Raw genomic sequence first — 17,685 nt, 5'->3', positions numbered from 1 at the left:
GCGGGTCGTTGTGGTCGCACGGTGTGCGGTCTGGGTGCTCACGATGTCCTCCGGGATGTCGCGTCGTTGCGTGCCGTGCGACCACTGTGAGGGAAGGTCAACCCCTCTTCTCCCGAAGATCGAGCAGAAGAAGTGCGGAATTTCTACTGGACGAAAGCCGCGTGGGATGCGACCGTGGCTCATGGCTCCGACGACGACGCCCCCGGCCCTCGACACCCTCGTGCTCGGTCGCCGCATCCGGCACCTACGGACCGCACGGGGGATGACCCTCGACGAGCTCGGTGCGGCCATCGGACGCGCCGCCTCCCAGGTCTCGGTGCTCGAGAACGGCCACCGGGAGCCGTCGCTCTCCCTGCTCACCCAGGTCGCCGCGACGCTCGACGTGACGCTCGCGGAGCTGCTGTCCACCGAGCCGCCCTCCCGCCGCGCGGCGCTCGAGGTCGAGCTCGAGCGCGCACAACGCGGACCGCTCTTCGCCTCTCTCGGCATCCCCGCCGTCAAGGTCGGCAAGTCGCTGCCGACGGACGCGCTCGATGCTCTGGTGCGACTCAAGGCCGAGGTGCAGCGCCTGCTCACCGAGACCGCGGCCACCCCCGAGGAGGCCCGCCGCGCGAACGCCGAGCTCCGCAGGACGATGCGCGCCCAGGACAACTACTTCCCGGACCTCGAGGAGCACGCACGTCGGCTGCTCGCCGCCACGAACCACCCGGGAGGCCCGCTGTCGCAGCGCGGGACGGCGGACATCGCCGCGCACCTCGGCTTCACGCTGCACTACGTGCACGACCTCCCGCACTCGACCCGGTCGGTCACCGACCTCGCGAACGGCCGCATCTACCTGCCGCACCGGATCTCCGCGACGAGCGACCCGCGGTCACCGCTGCTCCAGGCGATCGCGAGCCACGTGCTCGGGCACACCGAGCCGAAGGACTACGGCGACTTCCTGCGGCAACGCGTCGAGACGAACTACCTCGCGGCGGCCCTGCTGCTGCCCGAGGAGGGCACGACGGCGTTCCTGCTCGAGGCCAAGGCCGAGCGCCGGCTGTCGATCGAGGACCTGCGGGACGCGTTCGCGGTCCCGTACGAGACCGCCGCGCACCGGTTCACCAACCTCGCGACACGGCACCTCGGGCTGCCCGTGCACTTCATGAAGGTCCACGAGAGCGGGACGTTGCACAAGGCCTACGAGAACGACGGCGTGCGCTTCCCGTCCGACGCGCTCGGGGCGATCGAGGGGCAGCCCGTGTGCAAGCACTGGACGGCGCGCATGGTGTTCGGGATCGCCGACCGGTTCAGCCCCTACTACCAGCTCACGGACACGCCGACGGGAACCTTCTGGTGCACGTCGCGGGTGCAGGGCTCCTCGGAGGGTGAGTTCTCCGTGAGTGTCGGGGTGCCGTTCAGTCATGTGCGCTGGTTCCGGGGCCGCGAGACGACCGCGCGCTCGGTCTCGCGCTGCCCCGATGCGTCGTGCTGCCGGCAGCCACCGACCGAGCTGGCGACCCGCTGGGCGGACAAGTCGTGGCCGAGCGCACGGCCGCATGCGAGCACCCTCGCCGCGCTGCCGACCGGCGCGTTCCCCGGCGTCGACACGACCGAGGTGTACCAGTTCCTCGACCGCCACGCGCCTGCGGCGTCGTGAGCGATCCGGTTCAGCGCGGACTGGAGGGGTACGGGGTCTTGAGGATCATGACGTCGTAGTAGTAGGCGGTGGCGGACTTCGCCTGCACGTACTCGCAGACGAACTGGTAGGTGGCGCCGAAGCTGCCCGCAGGTTGGATGAGCTTGTTGCGCCACCCGTCGAATCGCTGTGGCGACGCGTCCACACCGTCGAAGATCCGGTCGATCGCCAGATACTCCGGGTAGATGCGATCGCCGGTGGTGTCGAACAGCCCGGGTCGGAGCTCGTGGACGTAGTCGCGGTCGACGAGGTAGGACGCGAGGGTGTCGTCGGCGGCGACCGAGACGCCGTCCGGGATTGCGTTCAGTGCGGCCGTCTTGGCGGCGCAGGCCGGGCAGGATCGCAGGGCGCTGGAGGTGGTGTGGCCCAGCGGGAGCCACCAGGAGCCGACCAGGGCCACCGCGACGAGTACCCATGCGGTGCGGGTGAGCGTCTGGTCGTTCCACCGGCGCCGGGTGCGGATCCGGCGGATTGCGTCGATGGTTGCGAAGACCATCACGACGGTCACCGTGGCGTTGTAGTGCAGCCCGGGACCCCAGTAGGTCTCGTTGGCCGAGGTCAGCCGGGAGGCGAGGGACGGCAAGGCGATCAGGGCGAGTGGTGAGCGTGCGGCCAGCCCGAGACTCGGGGCGAGCAGGACCAGCACCAGCACGATCGCCTTGCCGGTGGTCAGGCTCGTCCACAACGACGTCAGCGCATCGCCGGCCGCAGCCGACGCCGACCAGTACGTGTACCTGCCGTAGAACCCCATCGCGGGGATCACGACCCCGACGATCAGCACGAACGACGCGAGCGCGAACCCGGCCAGCCCGACGGCCGGTCGCCACCGGCGCCGTACGGCCAGGTAGAGGGCGATCCCGAGGAGCAGGAAGACGCTGTCTTCCTTGACGAGCATCAGCGGCAGCGCCCAGGCGATCGCCCGCACCTCGCGCTCCCGCACCAGCTCCGCGAGGGACAGGGCGAGCAGCGGCACCGCGAACGCGACCGCATGGAAGTCGAACAGTGCCATCGCCTGGATGCCCCACGCCAGCACGAACCCCGCCCCGACCGCCACGCCGATCCGCTTGCCCAGCACGCTCACCGCGGACCTGGTCACGATCCCCGCGCCGAGCCCGACCAGGACCGCCTGGGCGATCAGCAGCACCCGTGCGTCGGGCCAGAGCCGGTAGAACGGGGCCAGGAGCGCCACGATCGGGGAGAAGTGGTCCCCGAGCAGGTCGAACCCTCCGGCGGCCTTGAGGTAGGACCACGGCAGGTGACCCTGGGCGTACTGCTTGACGGCCTGGGTGAAGATCGCCAGATCGATGCCCGAGTACATGCGGGCGAACCGCACCAGGGATGTCGCCGCATAGACGACGAACGCACCGAACCCGATCGTGAGCGACGGGTACCGCCGCGCACGCACCCCCACCCACGACCCACCCAGGCGCACGACCGCACGCCACAGGAGTGAGTGCCATCCGGGCGATGCCGCATCCGAGGCGGATGGCGCGGCAGAGCGATCACCCTCGAGCGTGCTCGTCATTCCCGGCAGCCCGATCCGACGACTGTGCTGCGGTGGCGCGCTGACGACATGGCCGATCCCCCCCTGCTCTGCGACCGTGCGCCCTGCCGACAGCTCGGCCACCCGAACGACACAGCCACTACCCCGTCACTCACGCTACCTGCGCGCGCGCCTCATGACGGGCCGATCCCGACAGGCGCGTCGGGATCCGAGGTGTCGAGGAGTCAGCGACCCGGCAGGAACAGCGACGCAGCGATCGAGATGACGGTGCCGAAGGCCCGTTCCACGGCTGCGTAGCCGACGATCATCACGAGCCCGACGACGATCGGCACAGCGCCGACGGGGTTCCGCCACCACCGTCGGACGGGTCGCTCGGTGGTGTCGTCGACGGTGTGCGGCTCGCGGCGGTCGTCCACCCCGTGGAGCTCGGGAACGTCGTCGACGGCTGACAAGGGACGTGAGGATGCCGGAGTACCCGTCGCGCCCGTACGCCGGGTCGATGCGCGGCGCCGACGATCCACCCAGCGATGAGTGACCCCGTACACGACCAGGCCGATCGCGGTGAGCATCAGGGGGCTCAGGTCGAGGTGCACGGCACTCATTCGATCACGGCGGTCATCGCAGAGGATCGGCGACGAGGTGCGAGCGGGCTTCGTAGACCGTCAACGGGGGTGCGGTGGTGGTCGTCGTGGCGGTGCCGGCGACCGGCAGCCAGTCGACCGCACCGTCTGCGCGGTACTGCGCGCTCCACGTCGTGGTCAAGGTGACCGTGTAGGTCCCCGGCTTTCCGTACGGGCGTGACACCGTCTGGTCGGGGTAGGGCCGCCCCGGATCGGTGGTCACCAGCGGGTCGAGACCCTCGCCGAAGTCCCACGAGTACCTGAGCGGTGTGGCCCGGATGACTACCGGTGTCCCGAGCACCGTCGCCGCGTACTCCTGCACCGCCCCGTCGGCGTACACGATCGTCGGCAGGTTCACCAACGACCACCCACCCGACGGTTGAACCCCCACCACCGACGACCGCAACCCCAACCGCGCGAACTCCACCGCCACCGCACCCGACAGGTCCTTCTCACAGTGCGGCGACTCGGCGAGCACCCACGGATCAGCGGGCGACTCCCGGCGGAAGAGGGCCTGTCGCAACACCTCGCCGTCGGGACATGAGACGACGAAGTCCGCGCAGTTCACCCCTCCCGATCCGGCTACCAACGTCGGGTCGAAGCTCGCGTCGGCCAGACCGCAGAACTGACTCGACAACCGCCGATACTCGGGTGCACTGGGCGAGGCAACGGTTCTCCCCCGGCCGCGAGCTTGCTGGCGCGAATCAGTGCGGAGTCACCCTTGACGTTCACTCCGAGAGACACGTCCTGCGAGGCAGGTGGCGGTCCGACATCTCCCGACCGAGAGGGCCTCATGTGCACCGCATCCTCGGACGCCGCGATCTCGCGGGCAGTCGCCCCGGCTACGACCGGTCCGGCGCACATGACCAATGTCGAACCGAGCCCGACGAGCACGACGCGAGTTCGGAATCGGCTCACAGCGCGGTCTCTGCCTTCGACACCTGCAAGACGCGCCACTGTGAGTCGACGACCTTCAGATCCACCTGGATCCGACCTGAGTTCCCACTCATGTGTGCGACCGTCCCATCACGCGCCGTGCGCGTCGCCGGCGCCTGTGCGTAGCTCAGCTCAACTGGGTAGCCGTCAAGCAGGTCGTCGTAACCCACGTTCACGTCGTAGATCGTGACCATGCCACCGCCATAGATCGCTCCTTCTTCGACATCGGCGCGGGTCTTCGTCCGGATGCTCGCGCAGAACTCGCACGTCTGCCACGACATCGCATCCCACTCGGAGGTCTCGCCGGTCACGACGACGTACGCGTACAGCTCGAAGAAGTACCGGGCAGCCGCCTCCGCGCCGCGCTCGTCGGCGAGGTCCATCTCCGCCGGACGAGTCGGCTTCGCTGCCGTCGGCGATGTCGGGCCCGGCACGGAGGTGGCCGTCGCCCGCATCGACGGCGATGGCGTCACGGGCGCAGGTCTGGGTCCGGTGCACGCTCCGGCGAAAAGGACGGCCGCCGCGACGCCCAGAACCACGCGAGTCCACCGTCGCTGGCGTTCGCCTGCCGCTGCGTTCATGCACTGCACCGCTCTGAGCGCGGCAGACCGTTGCTCGTCCGTCGATCGCGCCACGTCCGCCCCCATCGCGTCATCCACCCGCGCGACGCTAGCGAGAATCCGGCCAAACCGGACAGGACCGAACGTCCTCCTGTGGACGGCCGTCCGATCCCCACATCTGCGGTCTCTTCGGGTGAAATCGCGACATCCCGGCGAGTCCTCCCGGTCACCCGTTCAGATCGCGGGACGGTGGGTCGATCAGGGAGGTATCGACGCGACATGACGAGGAGGACGGACCGATGAGCAACGACGTGAAGCGCACGCCCAGCCGGGTGACCGACTCCGCAACGCCCGCGCTCCGCCGGACGATCCCGCCCGTGCTGCACGGGACCGACCCCGAGCTGGGCTTTCCGGTCACCTGGCATCTCAGCGCCGTCACGACGTCGGACGTCGACGGTGCCGCCGTCCGCATCGACCGGATCGCGGGCTCGATGGACAACCCCGACCTGTGGATGCAGGCGCACAAGGAGTCCCGCGTGGTCAGCGAGGCCGAGGCCATCGAGTTCGTCCACGCGGTTCAGTCGCGTCCGTCGCCGATGCGCTGACGGCGCTCACGCCTGACCAGCCTGGCGGTCGTCACCTGGTGACCTGCATCGCGTGGTGACGAGCCCGGGAGCCGATCCAGGCTCCCGGGCTCGTCCCGGCGAGACGACGCTCATCCGCCTCCGGTCAGGCCGCTCGAAGCGGACACGTCGTCGGCCGGCACTTCTCGCGGCATCGTTCGCGGCCGCTCCGGGCTGAGGTCGTCGGGCACGGTGGGACTCGCGGTGTGGGTCGTCGCGGTGGTGGCAGGGGCACTCGACGGCACCTCACCCGCGCCACCGCCGGACGAGCAGGCGGCGAGAAGCAGCGGAGAGGCCATGAGTGCGGCCGCGACCACCCGGACGAGCCGTGGGCGGGCGGGAGAACGCTGAGCTGTTGTGGTCATGCGGCGAGTCCAGTCGATCCGGAGCCCACACCGCGCCGCCCCGGACACTTCTGTGGAGAGCCTCGACGTATCCCGAGGCTCGAGTCGGCTCGGCGGTGCGACCTACTCCTTCTCCGGCGCCCGGCCGTGCACCTCGTCGACGGCGAACCGCCGGGACGAGTCCGCCAGCTTCGCGCGGGTGACCGCAGCGAGGTCCAGGCCGAGCACGTCCGCGAGCCGGATCAGGTAGATCAGCACGTCCGCGATCTCCTCACCGGCGCGCGCCTGGCGCCCCTCCATGGAGAACCGCGTGACCGCCTCGTGCGCCGGGACCCACTGGAACAGCTCCGCCAGCTCCCCGACCTCGCCCACCATCGCGAGGATCAGCGACTTCGGGTCGTGGAACTGCTCCCAGTCCCGCTCGACGCTGAACTCGCGGACCAGTCGCGTGAGCTCGGCGACCTCAGGCTCCCCGGCGGGCGCGAACCCCTGCTCCGGACTCTCCGTCATGGCGTCACGATGGCACATCCGCGCGGCGGACTCACCCTCGCGACCCGCGCCTGACGCCGGACCACCACGCGACCTATAGTGCGAGCACCGTCCGGCCCGAAGGAGATGCATGGACCCGCGCCACCGCTCCCGCCAGCTCGTGCTCCTGCCGTCCGTGGCGATCGTCGGCGGGGTCGTCATCGGCTTCCTCGCCGGATGGCTGGCCACCTGGTCGATCGTCAGCTCGGTGGGTCCGTCCGACGGGTGGTCGAACCTCGTCGCGGTGCTGGTCGGGACCCTCGTGGGCGTCGTCATCGACTTCCTCGCGTGGATGTCCCTGGCTGGATGGGCGTCGCACCGGCTCTTCCCGCCGGGCCGGCGCGCGACGGTCGTCGGCTGGGCCGCGATCGCGACCCTCGGCACCGGGGTGGTGATCGGTGTGGTCATCGGGTGGCTGGTCGACCTCGACGTCCTCGCCAGCCCGTCTCTCTCCCTCGTCCTGCTCGCCCCGGTCGTGTCGGTGTGGGTGTTCCGCTGGTGGGACCGGCGGGTCGCCGGTGAGGTGGCGGCGGTGACGCCGGAGCCCGACGACATCTCATGAGCGACCGGCCTGACCCCGCCACGGCCGCGTCGGATCGCGCGACCCTTCGCGCCGACTGCGCGAGCTGCTTCGGACTGTGCTGCGTGGTGCCCGCGTTCGCCGCGTCAGCCGACTTCGCGATCGACAAGCCGGCCGGCACGCCCTGCGTGAACCTCCGGACGGACTTCCGGTGCGGCATCCACGAACGCCTGCGCACCGACGGCTTCGCCGGCTGCACGGTGTACGACTGCTTCGGCGCCGGGCAGAAGGTCTCCCAGGTCACCTTCGGTGGTCGCGACTGGCGCCAGGACCGCGCGACGGCAGCGCAGATGTTCGCGGTCTTCCCCGTCATGCGGAACCTGCACGAGCTCCTCCGGTACCTCGGCGAGGCGCTCGACCTCGAGCAGGCACGGCCGATCCGCGCCGACCTCGAGCGGACGTACGCGGACGTCGACGCGCTGACCCACCGGCCACCGGAGGCGCTGCTCGAGATCGACGTGGATGCCATCCGGGCCGGGGCGAACACGCTGCTCCTGCGCGCGAGCGAGCTGGCGCGTGCCGCGACCGGGCATCGCGGGCCGGACCGCCGCGGAGCGGACCTCATCGGCGCGACGCTCGCGGGGGCGGACCTCCGCGGAGCCGTGCTGCGGGGGGCGTACCTGATCGGCGCGAACCTCCGCGGCGCCGACCTGCGCGGCGCCGACCTCATCGGTGCGGACCTCCGCGGGGCGGACCTGCGCGGGGCCACGCTCGCCGGCGCGCTGTTCGTGACCCAGGCCCAGCTCGACGCCGCGACCGGCGACGCGTCCACCGGCGTTCCCGCCCACCTCACCCGCCCCGCGCACTGGGCGTCGACGACCCGCCGCTGAGGACTAGGGTCGGCGCATGGCTACCCCGCACATCAGCGCCGACCCGGGTGACTTCGCCCCGGACGTCCTCATGCCCGGCGACCCCCGTCGCGCCCGTCACATCGCCGAGACCGTCCTCGACGACGCCCGCCAGGTCACCCAGGTCCGCGGCATCCTCGGGTTCACCGGGACCGTCGGCGGACGGCCGGTCTCGGTGCTCGCCTCCGGGATGGGCATCCCCTCCATCTCGATCTACGCCACGGAGCTGTTCCGGTTCTACGGCGTCAAGAGGATCATCCGGATCGGCACGGCCGGCGGCATGGCGACGCACCTCGACCTGGGCGACGTCGTGATCGCCAGCGCGGCCCACACGGACTCCGCGGTGAGCGCGAACCGCATCCCGGGGATCCACTACAGCCACGCCCCGAGCTTCGCGCTCGCCACCGCGGCGGCCCAGGCGTCCGGCCTGCGACCCGGTGCGACACCCGACGGTGTGCACGTGGGCGCCGTTCTCTCCAGCGACGTCTTCTACGCCGACCGCCCCGAGACCACCGCGCTTCTCGTCAAGCACGGCACCCTCGCCGTCGAGATGGAGGCGGCCGGTCTCTACGCGGTCGCGAACGCGGAGGGCGGCGAGGCCCTCGCGATCTGCACGATCTCGGACCTGCTGTTCCGTGAGGCGTCGCTGCCCGCGGACGAGCGCGAGCTGCTGTTCGACCGGGCAGTCGCGCTCGCCGTCGCGGCCTTCGCCACCGCCTGAGGGCCCGACGCCGCGGGCCACGACCCTCGATCTCGCGTGAAGCCGTCAAGTTCACGGCGCCGACGGTCGATCACCACGGTATGAGCACGCTGCAGTACCCACCCGCCGGCTGGTACGACGACGGCCACACGAAGGGTGTGCTCCGGTGGTTCGACGGTGCCGAGTGGACGGAGCGGACCGCACCCGACCCGGCGGCACAGGTGGCCGTGCTGCCCCCGCCGCCCCTCCCGGCGCCGCGTGTCGCCGTGGTCCCCACCCAGCGGACCCCGGCAGGGTTGACCGGGGCGACCATGGCGCCGCCACTGCCCGCGGGCTCCTCGCCGTCCGACCCGCTCCACTGGATGATCCCGATCGGACGCTCGTGGCAGGCGATCACCGCCGGGTACGTCGGCCTGGTCGCCCTGGTGGTCTGGCCGTTGGGGCCGATCGCGATCGCGTTCGGGCTGTGGGCGATGGCCCGGGCCCGTCAGGGTGGGCACGGGCGAGGTCGAGCCGTCTTCGCGATCGTCGTCGGGACCGCCGTGACCGTGCTCGGCGCGTACCTCTTGACGGCCTACGTCCTCCGGTAGGACCGAGCTCGACCCCGGGCGGAGCAGGCGTCGCGCGCCCTCCGACGATGGACAACCGCCCCCGCCCGCGCGGACGGGGCGATACGGTTCGCTTCATGCTGCTCACCGATCTGCAGGACCGTGTCCGCATCGCGCTGACGACGACCATCGTCGACGAGTGGTCGCTGCTGAGCCTGGCCGTCGGCACGAGCCGCCCCAGCGAGCGCGCGGTGGCGTTCCACCTCGGGTGGCACCTGCGCCCGATGATCGAGGCGTCCTGGGACGTCGACTGCGAGTACAACCGCTCCGGCATGCACCTCGAGGAGTCCGTCCGGCTGGTCGACGCCGAGGGCCGACGCATCCCCGACCTGATCGTCCACCATCGCGGCAAGCTCGGACCGGAGCACAACCTGCTCCTGCTCGAGCTCGCGACGGACAGCGCGATCGACGACCCCGACGGCGAGGCGTTCGCCCGCGCCCGCGCGCTGCAGACGCGGTTCGGCTACCACTTCGCGGCCGTGCTCGACCTCCGGCTCGGTGAGCGCGGGACGGACATCCCGATCGCACCGCGCTGGAAGTGGGCGACCCTCGACGAGGGGCAGGTCGACGAGTCCGACGTCTACACGCCGGGCGTGCTCACCGAGATCCTCGGCCGCGCGACCCAGACGTTGCAGGGCTGAGCCCGGAGCACCGTCGGGCGCTCCGGGCTCGTCGCCTGCGCGGCGTCGTCACCGCAGGGCGGTCACCTCAGGCGAGCGCGCCCATCGGGTCCCATGCCGGGAGGGCGAGCGGCGGCTCTGCGAGGGCGGCCTGCAGGGGCTCGGGCAGCGCCGACCGACGGACCGCGACCTCGAAGACGTACTCGTTGAACCACGAGTCGTCCATCGTGAAGAACCCCTTGTCGCCGTGCTCGTCGCCCCACGAGTTCTCGACCCGCCACCGGCGCGGCACCCCGTCGACGACGTCGACGCCGGTCAGCAGCATCGCGTGCGTCATGAGCGACTCGCCGTAGCGGACGCGGTCCTCCTTGGACATCGCCAGCTCGGTCCCGTACACGCCCTCGAGGTCGAGCAGGTCGGCGGCCCACAGGCCATCCGTCCGGAGCATCTGCTGCGCGACGTCGCACCCGAACCAGACCGGCTCCCCGGCCACGATCGCGTCCATCGCGAGCTTCTTCATGAGCTCGACCTCGGTGTTGAGGTAGAGGACGGGCTCGCCGCCGATCACGTTGCCGAGGTGCTCGATCGTGAGCGGGTGTCCCTTGGGGTGCTCGGGGCGCGGGTCGTCGACCAGGCACACGTACTCGTCGACCGGCACCGAGACGTACAGCCGGAAGAAGTCCTGCGGGGTCAGACGCCCGACCTGGTGGTTCTCGCCCTCGTCGTCGCGCCACTGCCAGTCGAACGACGACGGCGGCGTGCCGAGGTGGATCGACAGGATCCGGTAGGCATCCGCCACGACGGCCTCGCGCGCCGCCGCGAGCGCCTGCTCGTCGGCACCAGTCGCGACGAGGTCGCGCAGGTCACGTGCGGCACGGCGCAGCAGCGTGCGCAGCGAGCGGTTCATCACCGCGGTGGCGCTCGACGACTCGGTCTCGGGCATCGCCTCCTTGGGCACGACCCCGTGCTTGCGGAACACGTTCATCGCCATGTTCCACTGACCGCCGTCGCCCATGACCTCGGCGAGCAGGAACGTCACCAGCCGGTCGTCCGCGGGGCGGCCGGCCGTCCCGATCACGTCGGTGAGGAAGTAGTTGACGCGCTCGAGCTTGTCCCAGAACATCGCGTGGTTCTGCGAGAACTCGAAGGTCTTCACGCCGAGCTGCTTGCGCGTCTCGAACCGGAACAGGTTGAGCGCGGCGAACAGCCAGCAGCGGCCGGACTTCTTCTGGTTCGCGACCGTCCAGTCGTCGAGCCGGTGCGAGACGGTCGTGGAGATCGACACCTGACGCGCGTGGTTCACGGCGACCTGCTCGAGGCCGGCTCGCGTGACGGCGTTCTGCGCGAGGACCGCGCGGGGGTCGGCGGCGAACCCGTCCGCGAGCGCCTGCAGCGTGGCGGGGGTCAGCACGGCCTCCTCCCCGTTCTCGGCGCGGTCCGTCTCGGCGGGGGAGAGCGTGCTGGTCATGTGCCGGTTCACTCGATTCTGCGGTCGGTGCGGGGAGGGTGGCTCCGCGGGGCGGTTCCACCCTAGACCCGGCGGCGCGCCACCCTCCTCGACGGACCTTCCGGTCACAGCTCCATGCGACGGAACAGCAGCGCCGCCGCGGCCACGAGGGCGACCGACAGCACGAGGGACGTCAGGACGGGCCACAGCGGGGCTGAGGCCGTGCCCGCGGCGAGCGACGTCACCTGCGCCGGGAGCCCCGCCGGCGAGTACGAGCCGAGCGGCTTCCAGATCGCGGCGATCGACGCGAGTACGTACACGCCGAGCCCGGCGCCGGCCGCCCCGGCGGCCGAGCGGATGACCACCGAGAGCAGCGTCATGAGGGCGACGAACTGCACCGCGAGCACGAGCCACACCAGCGCCGAGGACCACAGCGCCGACGCGGGTGCCGTCCCGAACATCGCCGCGGTGAGCCCCCACGTCACGAGGGTGCCGACCACCAGCAGCACGGTGATGAACGCCGCGTTCACGACGGCCTTGACCACGACGAACGCGCTGCGCGAGACCGGCTTGGTGAGCACCAGGATCGCGGTACCGCTCCGGCTCTCCGCCGAGACCAGCCCGCCGTAGATGATGATCAGCGCGAAGAGGGCGATCTGGGTGAGGTTCTTGCCCCACTGCCCGTAGGCGTCGAGGTATGTCGGCGTCGGGATCGCGAACCCGGTGAGCTGGTCGCCGGCGAACGCCTTCACGATCTCCGGGGTGTACCGGGCGAGGGGCGGACCGGTCAGGGCGAAGAACGCGAGGATGCTGGGCAGCACCCACCGTCGCCACGTGCGCAGGATCTCCAGCGTCTCCTTGCGGGCGAACACCGTGAACCCGTTCATCGCCGACCACCTCCGACGAGCTCGACGAAGACCTCTTCGAGTCCCATCTCTCCCGCGTCCATGCGCACGAGCCCGGTCTGCCGGGCGGCAACCATCACCGGGATCTCGTGCTGCGCGAGCGCGACGTCCGTCACGGTGATCTCGATCGTCCCGTTCGCGCCGCGCGCCACCGCTGTCGCCCAGGCGCGCTGCTCGATCTCGGTCGCGAGCGCGTCGGCGTCGTCGGTGACCTCGACGACGACCTTTCGGGCGCCGTACGTCGACCGGAGCTCGTCGATGGGCGACTGGACGACGACCCGGCCCTCATCGAGGATCGCGACCGCGTCGCACACACGCTCGACGTCCCCGAGGATGTGCGTCGAGAAGAACACCGTCGTGCGGCCGCGGAGCGACGCAATCATCTCGAGCAGCTCCTTGCGTCCCATCGGGTCCAGCGCACTGGTCGGCTCGTCGAGGAGCAGCAGGCGTGGCGCGTTGACCAGGGCCTGCGCGACGCCGAGGCGCTGCTTCATGCCGCGCGAGTAGCCGCCGACCGTGGTCTTCACCCCGGTCAGCCCTGCCAGGTCGAGCAGCATCGCGACGCGCTCGTCGAGGAGCGTGCCACCGAGACCGAAGAGCCCGCCCGCGAACCGCAGGAAGTCCTCGGCCGTCATCCACTCGTAGAAGCCGGGGACGTCGGGGAGGAACCCGATCTCGGCGCGGACGGCATTGCCCGCTGTCGCGACGTCGTGACCAAGCACGTGGACGGACCCGCTCGTCGGCCGCGCCAGGCCGGTGATCAGGCGCAGCATGGTCGTCTTGCCCGCACCGTTGGGACCGAGGAACCCGAAGATCGAGCCCTCGTCGACGGTGAGGTCGACCGCGTCGAGCGCCCTCTTGTCGCCGTACGCCTTGGTGAGGGCCGTGGTCCTGATCGCTGCCGTGGTCGGCGCTCCGCTGGTGGCGCTCATCGCGGCCCGGCGCTGTCGTCACGGCGACCGTAGAGCGAGTCGGCGATGCTCTCGGTCCGGGACGCCGACGGGGTCGACGGCAGAGGGACCTCGGTGGCCGCCGCAGGCTTGCGGCCCACGATCAGGTAGAGGATCGCGCCCAGCAGGTTGACCAGGAGGATGATCGCGACCCAGATCCACTTGTTGCCCATCGCGACCCGGTCCACCGGTCGGCGGACGAGGTCGACCAGGGCGACGACGTCCAGGGCGAGCTGGACCACGCCGACGACGAGGAGGAAGACGAAGACCCCGGTGGGGAGGTCAGCAAGCTGCCCGTTCACTGTGCACGTCCTTTCGATGACGTGATGGAGAGGTCGCGGCGCCGCTCTGCGGCGCTGCCGAGACGAGAGACGCCGACGAGAAGGACGAACGGCAGCACCAGGAAGCCGCCGATGCCGAGCCACGTCGGCCACATGCCCGTGCCGCCTCCTGCGGAGGCGACGGTCTGGACGAGGATCGCCAGCGAGAGCACCGCGAAGCCGAGGCTCACGGCGGACGCGGCCACCCGGTTGAACCGCCGGCGGCGGCGCGTGTGCACCCATGCGGCGAGCAGCACGGGCACGACCGCCATCACGACGAGCCACAGGACCGCGGCTCCTCGGCTGCTGTACCCGTCGACATGACCGGCGCCGTTCCAGTGCACCGGGACGTTCGCCGGCAGGGTCGGCCACGACACGGCAGCCAGCACCACGACCGCCATCGCGACAGCGGCGGGCGCGGCGAGGGTTGCCGTCACTACGCCGTCCGGGACCGCTGCGAACGCGTCATCCTCGTCGTCGGGCCGGACCAGGTGGGTCTTCACGGCGAGGGCGCCGAAGTTCACGGTCCATCCCATGCCGAATGCCTTGGGCACGAGGATCCGCGGGTCGGTGGGGTTCCACACCCGCAGGGCGACCCGATCGGTCGTGGGCGGGCGGACGTCGTAGGGCATGCCGAGGACGCGGCCGACGAGGGCCGACGGTCGCCCGTCGACGGCGTCGGGCGCGGCGTCGTACTCGGCCGCCTCTGCTGCGAACGCGCGGGCGAGCTCCTCGGGCGAGCCGAGCTCGGCGAGCACCCGCGTCGCGTCCGCGGCGGTGGCGGTTGTGCCGACGAGCCGGTCGTCGACGTGCGCGCGCAGCTCGGCGAGCTCGTCGGCACCGATCCTGGCGCGGATCGCCTCGGTCGCCGTCGCGAGTCGGGCGAAGTAGTCGTCGATCACCACTGCGGCGTCTCGGGACGTCCCGTCGGTGGGTGCGTGGGTGCTCATCGGGCGTCCAATCCCAGCAGGTCGTCCATCTCGTTCTTCATCCCGTTCCAGGCCTTGGCCATCCCGGCGAAGACCTCCTCGCCGTCGGGCGAGAGCCGGTAGTACTTCCGCGGTGGCCCGACGGGTGATTCCCGCCAGACCGAGGTGATCAGGCCCGACTTCTTCAGGCGTGCGAGCAGCGGGTAGGCCGTACCGGCGCTGATCGCCAGACCCGGGTAGGCCGCGAGCCGGTCGACGATCTCACCGCCGTACGCCTCGTCGCGGTGCAGCAGCGCGAGGATCGCCAGCTCGACGACGCCCTTGCGGAACTGCGACGGGATCGTGTCGCTGCTTTCTGCCACGCGCTCGCCGCCTCCCGAACTTGCTGGCTTCACCTGGTTCTATGTCGTGCCAGGTACACGGTAATACCAACTAGTGCGGCGAGGCAAGGTGATGCCCGCCGTCCACCTCTGACCACCGGGCGCCCGTGACCTCCGAACGCCCGTGACCACCGCGCGGCTGCGACCGCGGCACGCCGCTGCTCCCCGCGCCGCGACGTCCGCGGCGTCACTCCGCGACCCGAGCCGACCCGGCGATCCGGGTCACGGGCAGTGCTCACCCGAGAGGACCGCCGCGAGGATGACGACGGTCCGCACGTCCACCACCTCGCCCGCCTTCGGGCTCTGGGTGCACACGCGCCAGACACCGTCGATGGACACGGAGCGGCCGAGCCCACTCGCGTCCTGCGGGTCGAGGGACTGGGAGCCCAGTGACTGGAGCGCGCCCTGCGCCTCGTCGAGGGGCTCGCCGATGAGGTCGGGGACGATGAAGACCTGCATCACCGCGGACCTCGTGGGCGACGGTGCCGCGAGGGGGCCGGTGTGCGACGACGCGGTCACCGATGCCGCAGCTCCGGGCCCGCTCGGCGCCTCCCCGTCTCGCGCGGCGCACCCGGCAAGGGTGAGGGCGACACACGCGCACAGCACCGGGGTGAGGCGTGAGACCTGGCGGCGGTCCATCGGTCGAGGTGCCCTTCGGGCGAGGACGAGGTGCTACGTCCGAGTACATCGACACGTCGCCCGCATGGCTTGACCGCCGGCCGCTCCTCGATCAGGTGACCGCCATCCGACTGAGCCGGCGCACCACTGCGCCACCGTGGAGCCGCGTCGGGGTCCGACCGGCCCGCACCAGGGCTCGAGCCTCCGGGTACCGCCCACACAGACTGCTACCCCCGTGCCGCCAGGGTGGCACGGGGGTAGCAGTCAGATCACGCCTGAATCAGTGGCGGGAGAACACCGCCCGCCGGATCCGGGGCTGGAGGAGAGCTCCACCGCCGAGCAGCAGCAGCGCCACGATCACCAGGGGCAGCGGGGTTGCGCCGGTGAAGGCGAGGACCCCGGACGAGGCGGTCGGGACCGACGCGTTCGGCGGTGCCGCCAGGACCTCGCTGAAGGTGCACGCGCTGCCCGTCAGCTTCGGAGCCACCGTGAACGTCACCTGAGCCGTGGTGCCGTGGTCGAACGCGTACCCGTCGGTCGCGGTCGCCGTCGCGGTCCACGTACCCGGACCGAACGACGTCTTGTCCCACACGTACCCCACACCGTCGGCCAACGTCGCCGACCCGTCCGCCGTGCACGTCGGAGGAACGATCGTCACCACCGTGTTCGGCGGCGCCGCCAGCACCTGCGAGACGGGGCACACGGTCTGCTCGCTGGCCAGCAGGTCACGCGTCTGCGTCTCGGTCACCGTCGACGCGCTCGTGGTGTCCAGGACCCACCCGCCATTGCTCCACACGTACGGCGTCGTGGTGACCTCACGCGTCTGCTTCACCGTCGTGTCGCCACAGGCCCACGTCCCGTCGACCCACGCGGTGGTCGTCACCTTGGGCTGAGGCTGGGAGACGGAGCAGTCCGCCGCCGCCGCAACGGTCACCGTGAGCGTCGCGACCCCGCCTGACTGGAGCTTCCAGTCGGTGCCAGTGACCGACAAGGTCGTGCCCGCTCCTGGAGTCGCGGTGATGGTGTAGTCGCCGGCAGCCAGGCCGGTCGTCTTGCCGCCGGAGACCGTGTAGGTCACCCCGGCGGTCGTCGGCAGGGTGATCGACCCGCCGGTCAGGTCGGAGACGCCGCCGGTACCGACCTGGCAGGTCTGGGGTGCGACGGTCGGAGCGACCGGCGTCACCTTCGTCGTCACGGGCGGGGTGCAGCTCGTCCCGACCTTCGTGAACTTCCAGGCGCTACCCAGACCGCCGCCCCACAGAGACTCGGACGGGTTGTTGGGGGCATAGAGGACCTTGCCGCCGAGCAAGGCGGTCGTCGTCGAGTTGTCGTTGTAGCCGTCGATCTGGAAGCAGCCGTAGCTCTGGCTCTTGACCCACGCATCCAGTGCGCCGAGGTCCTTGGTCGACACCTTGATGCTCGTGGCGAGCTTCTGCCCACCGGGCTGCCACACCGCCGTCGAGCTGTTCACCCACCCGGGCATGTACCACGCGGCCACGACATAGCCGGACGGGGCGCTCGTGGGAGTACTCGTCGAGCGCTCGTCATCACCCCATCTGGACCAGCCGTTGTAGTCACCGGAGCCGGACCAGTGGTTCGTGTGCGCCGACGCCGTCGTCGCCGCCATGGTGACCATGCCGAGCGACAGGAGCAGTGCACTCACGAGTGAGGCGATGGGCTTCTTGAGTTTCACATTCATTCCTTCTATGTCCGCGTTCGTCTCGACGCTCGCATTCGGCGCAAGCCCCGTCCGGTGGCTACAGTCGCGTTGCCCCCTGTGCGCGACCTCTCTCCGTTCCGAGACGTCGCGACATACTTTCCGGAGCGAGGATATATTCGGACATACCGGGACACAAGGGATATCGCCTCCCTGTTGATGCGCATGTTGCGCTCACCGGTCACCCTCATCGCATTTCACCGGACACCACCGGGACAGACCGCTACCCCGCGTCACCGGAGTGGCACGGGGTAGCAGTCAGATCACCCC

At 70.8% G+C, this 17,685-nt stretch carries 21 protein-coding genes; 7 read left to right on the top strand and 14 right to left on the bottom strand.

Features of this window, described 5'->3' with window-relative positions; all coding sequences use genetic code 11:
* Positions 1-181: 181 nt before the first annotated feature.
* Entirely contained in the window at positions 182-1,639 is a 1,458-nt protein-coding gene (locus LJB74_RS10665; RefSeq protein ID WP_259308510.1) for an XRE family transcriptional regulator, read from the top strand.
* 10 nt (positions 1,640-1,649) lie between these two features.
* Here LJB74_RS10665 and LJB74_RS10660 read toward each other — a convergent pair whose 3' ends face one another.
* From LJB74_RS10660 to LJB74_RS10645, 4 genes are all read right to left on the bottom strand, one after another.
* Positions 1,650-3,110, bottom strand: coding sequence for a DUF2079 domain-containing protein (locus LJB74_RS10660; protein ID WP_259308509.1), 1,461 nt, complete (start codon positions 3,108-3,110; stop codon positions 1,650-1,652).
* 296 nt (positions 3,111-3,406) lie between these two features.
* The gene (locus LJB74_RS10655; RefSeq protein WP_259308508.1) at positions 3,407-3,784 is read right to left on the bottom strand and encodes a hypothetical protein; all 378 of its coding nucleotides are present in this window, start codon (positions 3,782-3,784) and stop codon (positions 3,407-3,409) included.
* Positions 3,785-3,797: 13 nt separating this feature from the next.
* A complete protein-coding gene (locus LJB74_RS10650; protein ID WP_259308507.1) occupies positions 3,798-4,439 on the bottom strand; it encodes a PKD domain-containing protein in 642 nt (213 codons plus the stop codon).
* 277 nt (positions 4,440-4,716) lie between these two features.
* On the bottom strand, positions 4,717-5,193 hold the full coding sequence (locus tag LJB74_RS10645) for a DUF6318 family protein (RefSeq protein WP_259310338.1): 477 nt from the start codon (positions 5,191-5,193) through the stop codon (positions 4,717-4,719).
* A 404-nt stretch (positions 5,194-5,597) separates the two neighbouring features.
* Here LJB74_RS10645 and LJB74_RS10640 point away from each other — a divergent pair, with 404 nt between their 5' ends.
* On the top strand, positions 5,598-5,903 hold the full coding sequence (locus tag LJB74_RS10640) for a hypothetical protein (RefSeq protein WP_259308506.1): 306 nt from the start codon (positions 5,598-5,600) through the stop codon (positions 5,901-5,903).
* A gap of 110 nt (positions 5,904-6,013) precedes the next feature.
* Here the strand turns inward: LJB74_RS10640 and LJB74_RS10635 are convergent, their stop codons facing one another.
* Together LJB74_RS10635 and LJB74_RS10630 are read right to left on the bottom strand one after the other, a co-directional pair.
* Positions 6,014-6,286, bottom strand: a complete 273-nt coding sequence (locus LJB74_RS10635) for a hypothetical protein (RefSeq protein ID WP_259308505.1) — start codon at positions 6,284-6,286, stop codon at positions 6,014-6,016.
* A 102-nt stretch (positions 6,287-6,388) separates the two neighbouring features.
* Positions 6,389-6,775, bottom strand: coding sequence for a nucleotide pyrophosphohydrolase (locus tag LJB74_RS10630; protein WP_259308504.1), 387 nt, complete (start codon positions 6,773-6,775; stop codon positions 6,389-6,391).
* A gap of 109 nt (positions 6,776-6,884) precedes the next feature.
* Here LJB74_RS10630 and LJB74_RS10625 point away from each other — a divergent pair, with 109 nt between their 5' ends.
* The 5 genes from LJB74_RS10625 to LJB74_RS10605 all read left to right on the top strand — a co-directional run bounded on the left by LJB74_RS10625 (position 6,885) and on the right by LJB74_RS10605 (position 10,170).
* Positions 6,885-7,355 (top strand): hypothetical protein, encoded by a 471-nt coding sequence (locus tag LJB74_RS10625; RefSeq protein WP_259308503.1) that lies wholly within the window; start codon positions 6,885-6,887, stop codon positions 7,353-7,355.
* Positions 7,352-8,203, top strand: a complete 852-nt coding sequence (locus LJB74_RS10620; protein ID WP_259308502.1) for a pentapeptide repeat-containing protein — start codon at positions 7,352-7,354, stop codon at positions 8,201-8,203. The genes LJB74_RS10625 and LJB74_RS10620 overlap by 4 nt, the downstream gene beginning before the upstream one ends.
* Positions 8,204-8,219: 16 nt before the next feature.
* Entirely contained in the window at positions 8,220-8,942 is a 723-nt protein-coding gene (gene deoD / locus LJB74_RS10615) for a purine-nucleoside phosphorylase (RefSeq protein ID WP_259308501.1), read from the top strand.
* Between the two features lie 80 nt (positions 8,943-9,022).
* Complete coding sequence (locus tag LJB74_RS10610; RefSeq protein WP_259308500.1) at positions 9,023-9,511, top strand: DUF2510 domain-containing protein; 489 nt, start codon at positions 9,023-9,025, stop codon at positions 9,509-9,511.
* A 95-nt stretch (positions 9,512-9,606) separates the two neighbouring features.
* Positions 9,607-10,170, top strand: coding sequence for a hypothetical protein (locus tag LJB74_RS10605; RefSeq protein WP_259308499.1), 564 nt, complete (start codon positions 9,607-9,609; stop codon positions 10,168-10,170).
* Positions 10,171-10,237: 67 nt separating this feature from the next.
* On the opposite strand, the gene LJB74_RS10600 is transcribed toward LJB74_RS10605, so the two are convergent.
* The 8 genes from LJB74_RS10600 to LJB74_RS10565 all read right to left on the bottom strand — a co-directional run bounded on the left by LJB74_RS10600 (position 10,238) and on the right by LJB74_RS10565 (position 17,391).
* On the bottom strand, positions 10,238-11,617 hold the full coding sequence (locus LJB74_RS10600; RefSeq protein ID WP_259308498.1) for an aminopeptidase C: 1,380 nt from the start codon (positions 11,615-11,617) through the stop codon (positions 10,238-10,240).
* A gap of 104 nt (positions 11,618-11,721) precedes the next feature.
* A complete protein-coding gene (locus LJB74_RS10595; RefSeq protein ID WP_259308497.1) occupies positions 11,722-12,483 on the bottom strand; it encodes an ABC transporter permease in 762 nt (253 codons plus the stop codon).
* Complete coding sequence (locus LJB74_RS10590) at positions 12,480-13,433, bottom strand: ABC transporter ATP-binding protein (protein WP_259308496.1); 954 nt, start codon at positions 13,431-13,433, stop codon at positions 12,480-12,482. The genes LJB74_RS10595 and LJB74_RS10590 overlap by 4 nt, the downstream gene beginning before the upstream one ends.
* Entirely contained in the window at positions 13,430-13,753 is a 324-nt protein-coding gene (locus LJB74_RS10585; protein ID WP_259308495.1) for a PLD nuclease N-terminal domain-containing protein, read from the bottom strand. Before LJB74_RS10585 ends, LJB74_RS10590 begins: the two co-directional genes overlap by 4 nt.
* A complete protein-coding gene (locus LJB74_RS10580) occupies positions 13,750-14,721 on the bottom strand; it encodes a DUF1648 domain-containing protein (RefSeq protein ID WP_259308494.1) in 972 nt (323 codons plus the stop codon). Before LJB74_RS10580 ends, LJB74_RS10585 begins: the two co-directional genes overlap by 4 nt.
* A complete protein-coding gene (locus LJB74_RS10575; protein WP_259308493.1) occupies positions 14,718-15,062 on the bottom strand; it encodes a PadR family transcriptional regulator in 345 nt (114 codons plus the stop codon). The genes LJB74_RS10580 and LJB74_RS10575 overlap by 4 nt, the downstream gene beginning before the upstream one ends.
* Positions 15,063-15,302: 240 nt before the next feature.
* Positions 15,303-15,719 carry a PASTA domain-containing protein gene (locus LJB74_RS10570; RefSeq protein WP_259308492.1) on the bottom strand — a complete coding sequence of 139 codons (417 nt, stop codon included), beginning with the start codon at positions 15,717-15,719 and terminating at the stop codon, positions 15,303-15,305.
* Between the two features lie 259 nt (positions 15,720-15,978).
* Positions 15,979-17,391, bottom strand: a complete 1,413-nt coding sequence (locus LJB74_RS10565; protein WP_259308491.1) for a hypothetical protein — start codon at positions 17,389-17,391, stop codon at positions 15,979-15,981.
* Between the last annotated feature and the right edge of the window lie 294 nt (positions 17,392-17,685).

Source organism: Cellulomonas sp. P24 (assembly GCF_024704385.1).
In the GTDB taxonomy this organism is placed as follows: domain Bacteria; phylum Actinomycetota; class Actinomycetes; order Actinomycetales; family Cellulomonadaceae; genus JAJDFX01.
The sequence above is the reverse complement of the archived record's forward strand: the minus strand, read 5'-3'. Positions and strand labels throughout refer to the sequence as shown.

Bases quoted from the DNA above. Each gene is read 5' to 3' on its own strand.
- LJB74_RS10665 (WP_259308510.1), top strand. From the start codon at position 182: ATGGCTCCGACGACGACGCCCCCGGCCCTCGACACCCTCGTGCTCGGT.
- LJB74_RS10655 (WP_259308508.1), bottom strand. From the start codon at position 3,784: ATGAGTGCCGTGCACCTCGACCTGAGCCCCCTGATGCTCACCGCGATC.
- LJB74_RS10645 (WP_259310338.1), bottom strand. From the start codon at position 5,193: ATGCGGGCGACGGCCACCTCCGTGCCGGGCCCGACATCGCCGACGGCA.
- LJB74_RS10640 (WP_259308506.1), top strand. From the start codon at position 5,598: ATGAGCAACGACGTGAAGCGCACGCCCAGCCGGGTGACCGACTCCGCA.
- LJB74_RS10635 (WP_259308505.1), bottom strand. From the start codon at position 6,286: ATGACCACAACAGCTCAGCGTTCTCCCGCCCGCCCACGGCTCGTCCGG.
- LJB74_RS10630 (WP_259308504.1), bottom strand. From the start codon at position 6,775: ATGACGGAGAGTCCGGAGCAGGGGTTCGCGCCCGCCGGGGAGCCTGAG.
- LJB74_RS10625 (WP_259308503.1), top strand. From the start codon at position 6,885: ATGGACCCGCGCCACCGCTCCCGCCAGCTCGTGCTCCTGCCGTCCGTG.
- LJB74_RS10620 (WP_259308502.1), top strand. From the start codon at position 7,352: ATGAGCGACCGGCCTGACCCCGCCACGGCCGCGTCGGATCGCGCGACC.
- deoD (WP_259308501.1), top strand. From the start codon at position 8,220: ATGGCTACCCCGCACATCAGCGCCGACCCGGGTGACTTCGCCCCGGAC.
- LJB74_RS10610 (WP_259308500.1), top strand. From the start codon at position 9,023: ATGAGCACGCTGCAGTACCCACCCGCCGGCTGGTACGACGACGGCCAC.
- LJB74_RS10605 (WP_259308499.1), top strand. From the start codon at position 9,607: ATGCTGCTCACCGATCTGCAGGACCGTGTCCGCATCGCGCTGACGACG.
- LJB74_RS10600 (WP_259308498.1), bottom strand. From the start codon at position 11,617: ATGACCAGCACGCTCTCCCCCGCCGAGACGGACCGCGCCGAGAACGGG.
- LJB74_RS10595 (WP_259308497.1), bottom strand. From the start codon at position 12,483: ATGAACGGGTTCACGGTGTTCGCCCGCAAGGAGACGCTGGAGATCCTG.
- LJB74_RS10590 (WP_259308496.1), bottom strand. From the start codon at position 13,433: ATGAGCGCCACCAGCGGAGCGCCGACCACGGCAGCGATCAGGACCACG.
- LJB74_RS10580 (WP_259308494.1), bottom strand. From the start codon at position 14,721: ATGAGCACCCACGCACCCACCGACGGGACGTCCCGAGACGCCGCAGTG.
- LJB74_RS10570 (WP_259308492.1), bottom strand. From the start codon at position 15,719: ATGGACCGCCGCCAGGTCTCACGCCTCACCCCGGTGCTGTGCGCGTGT.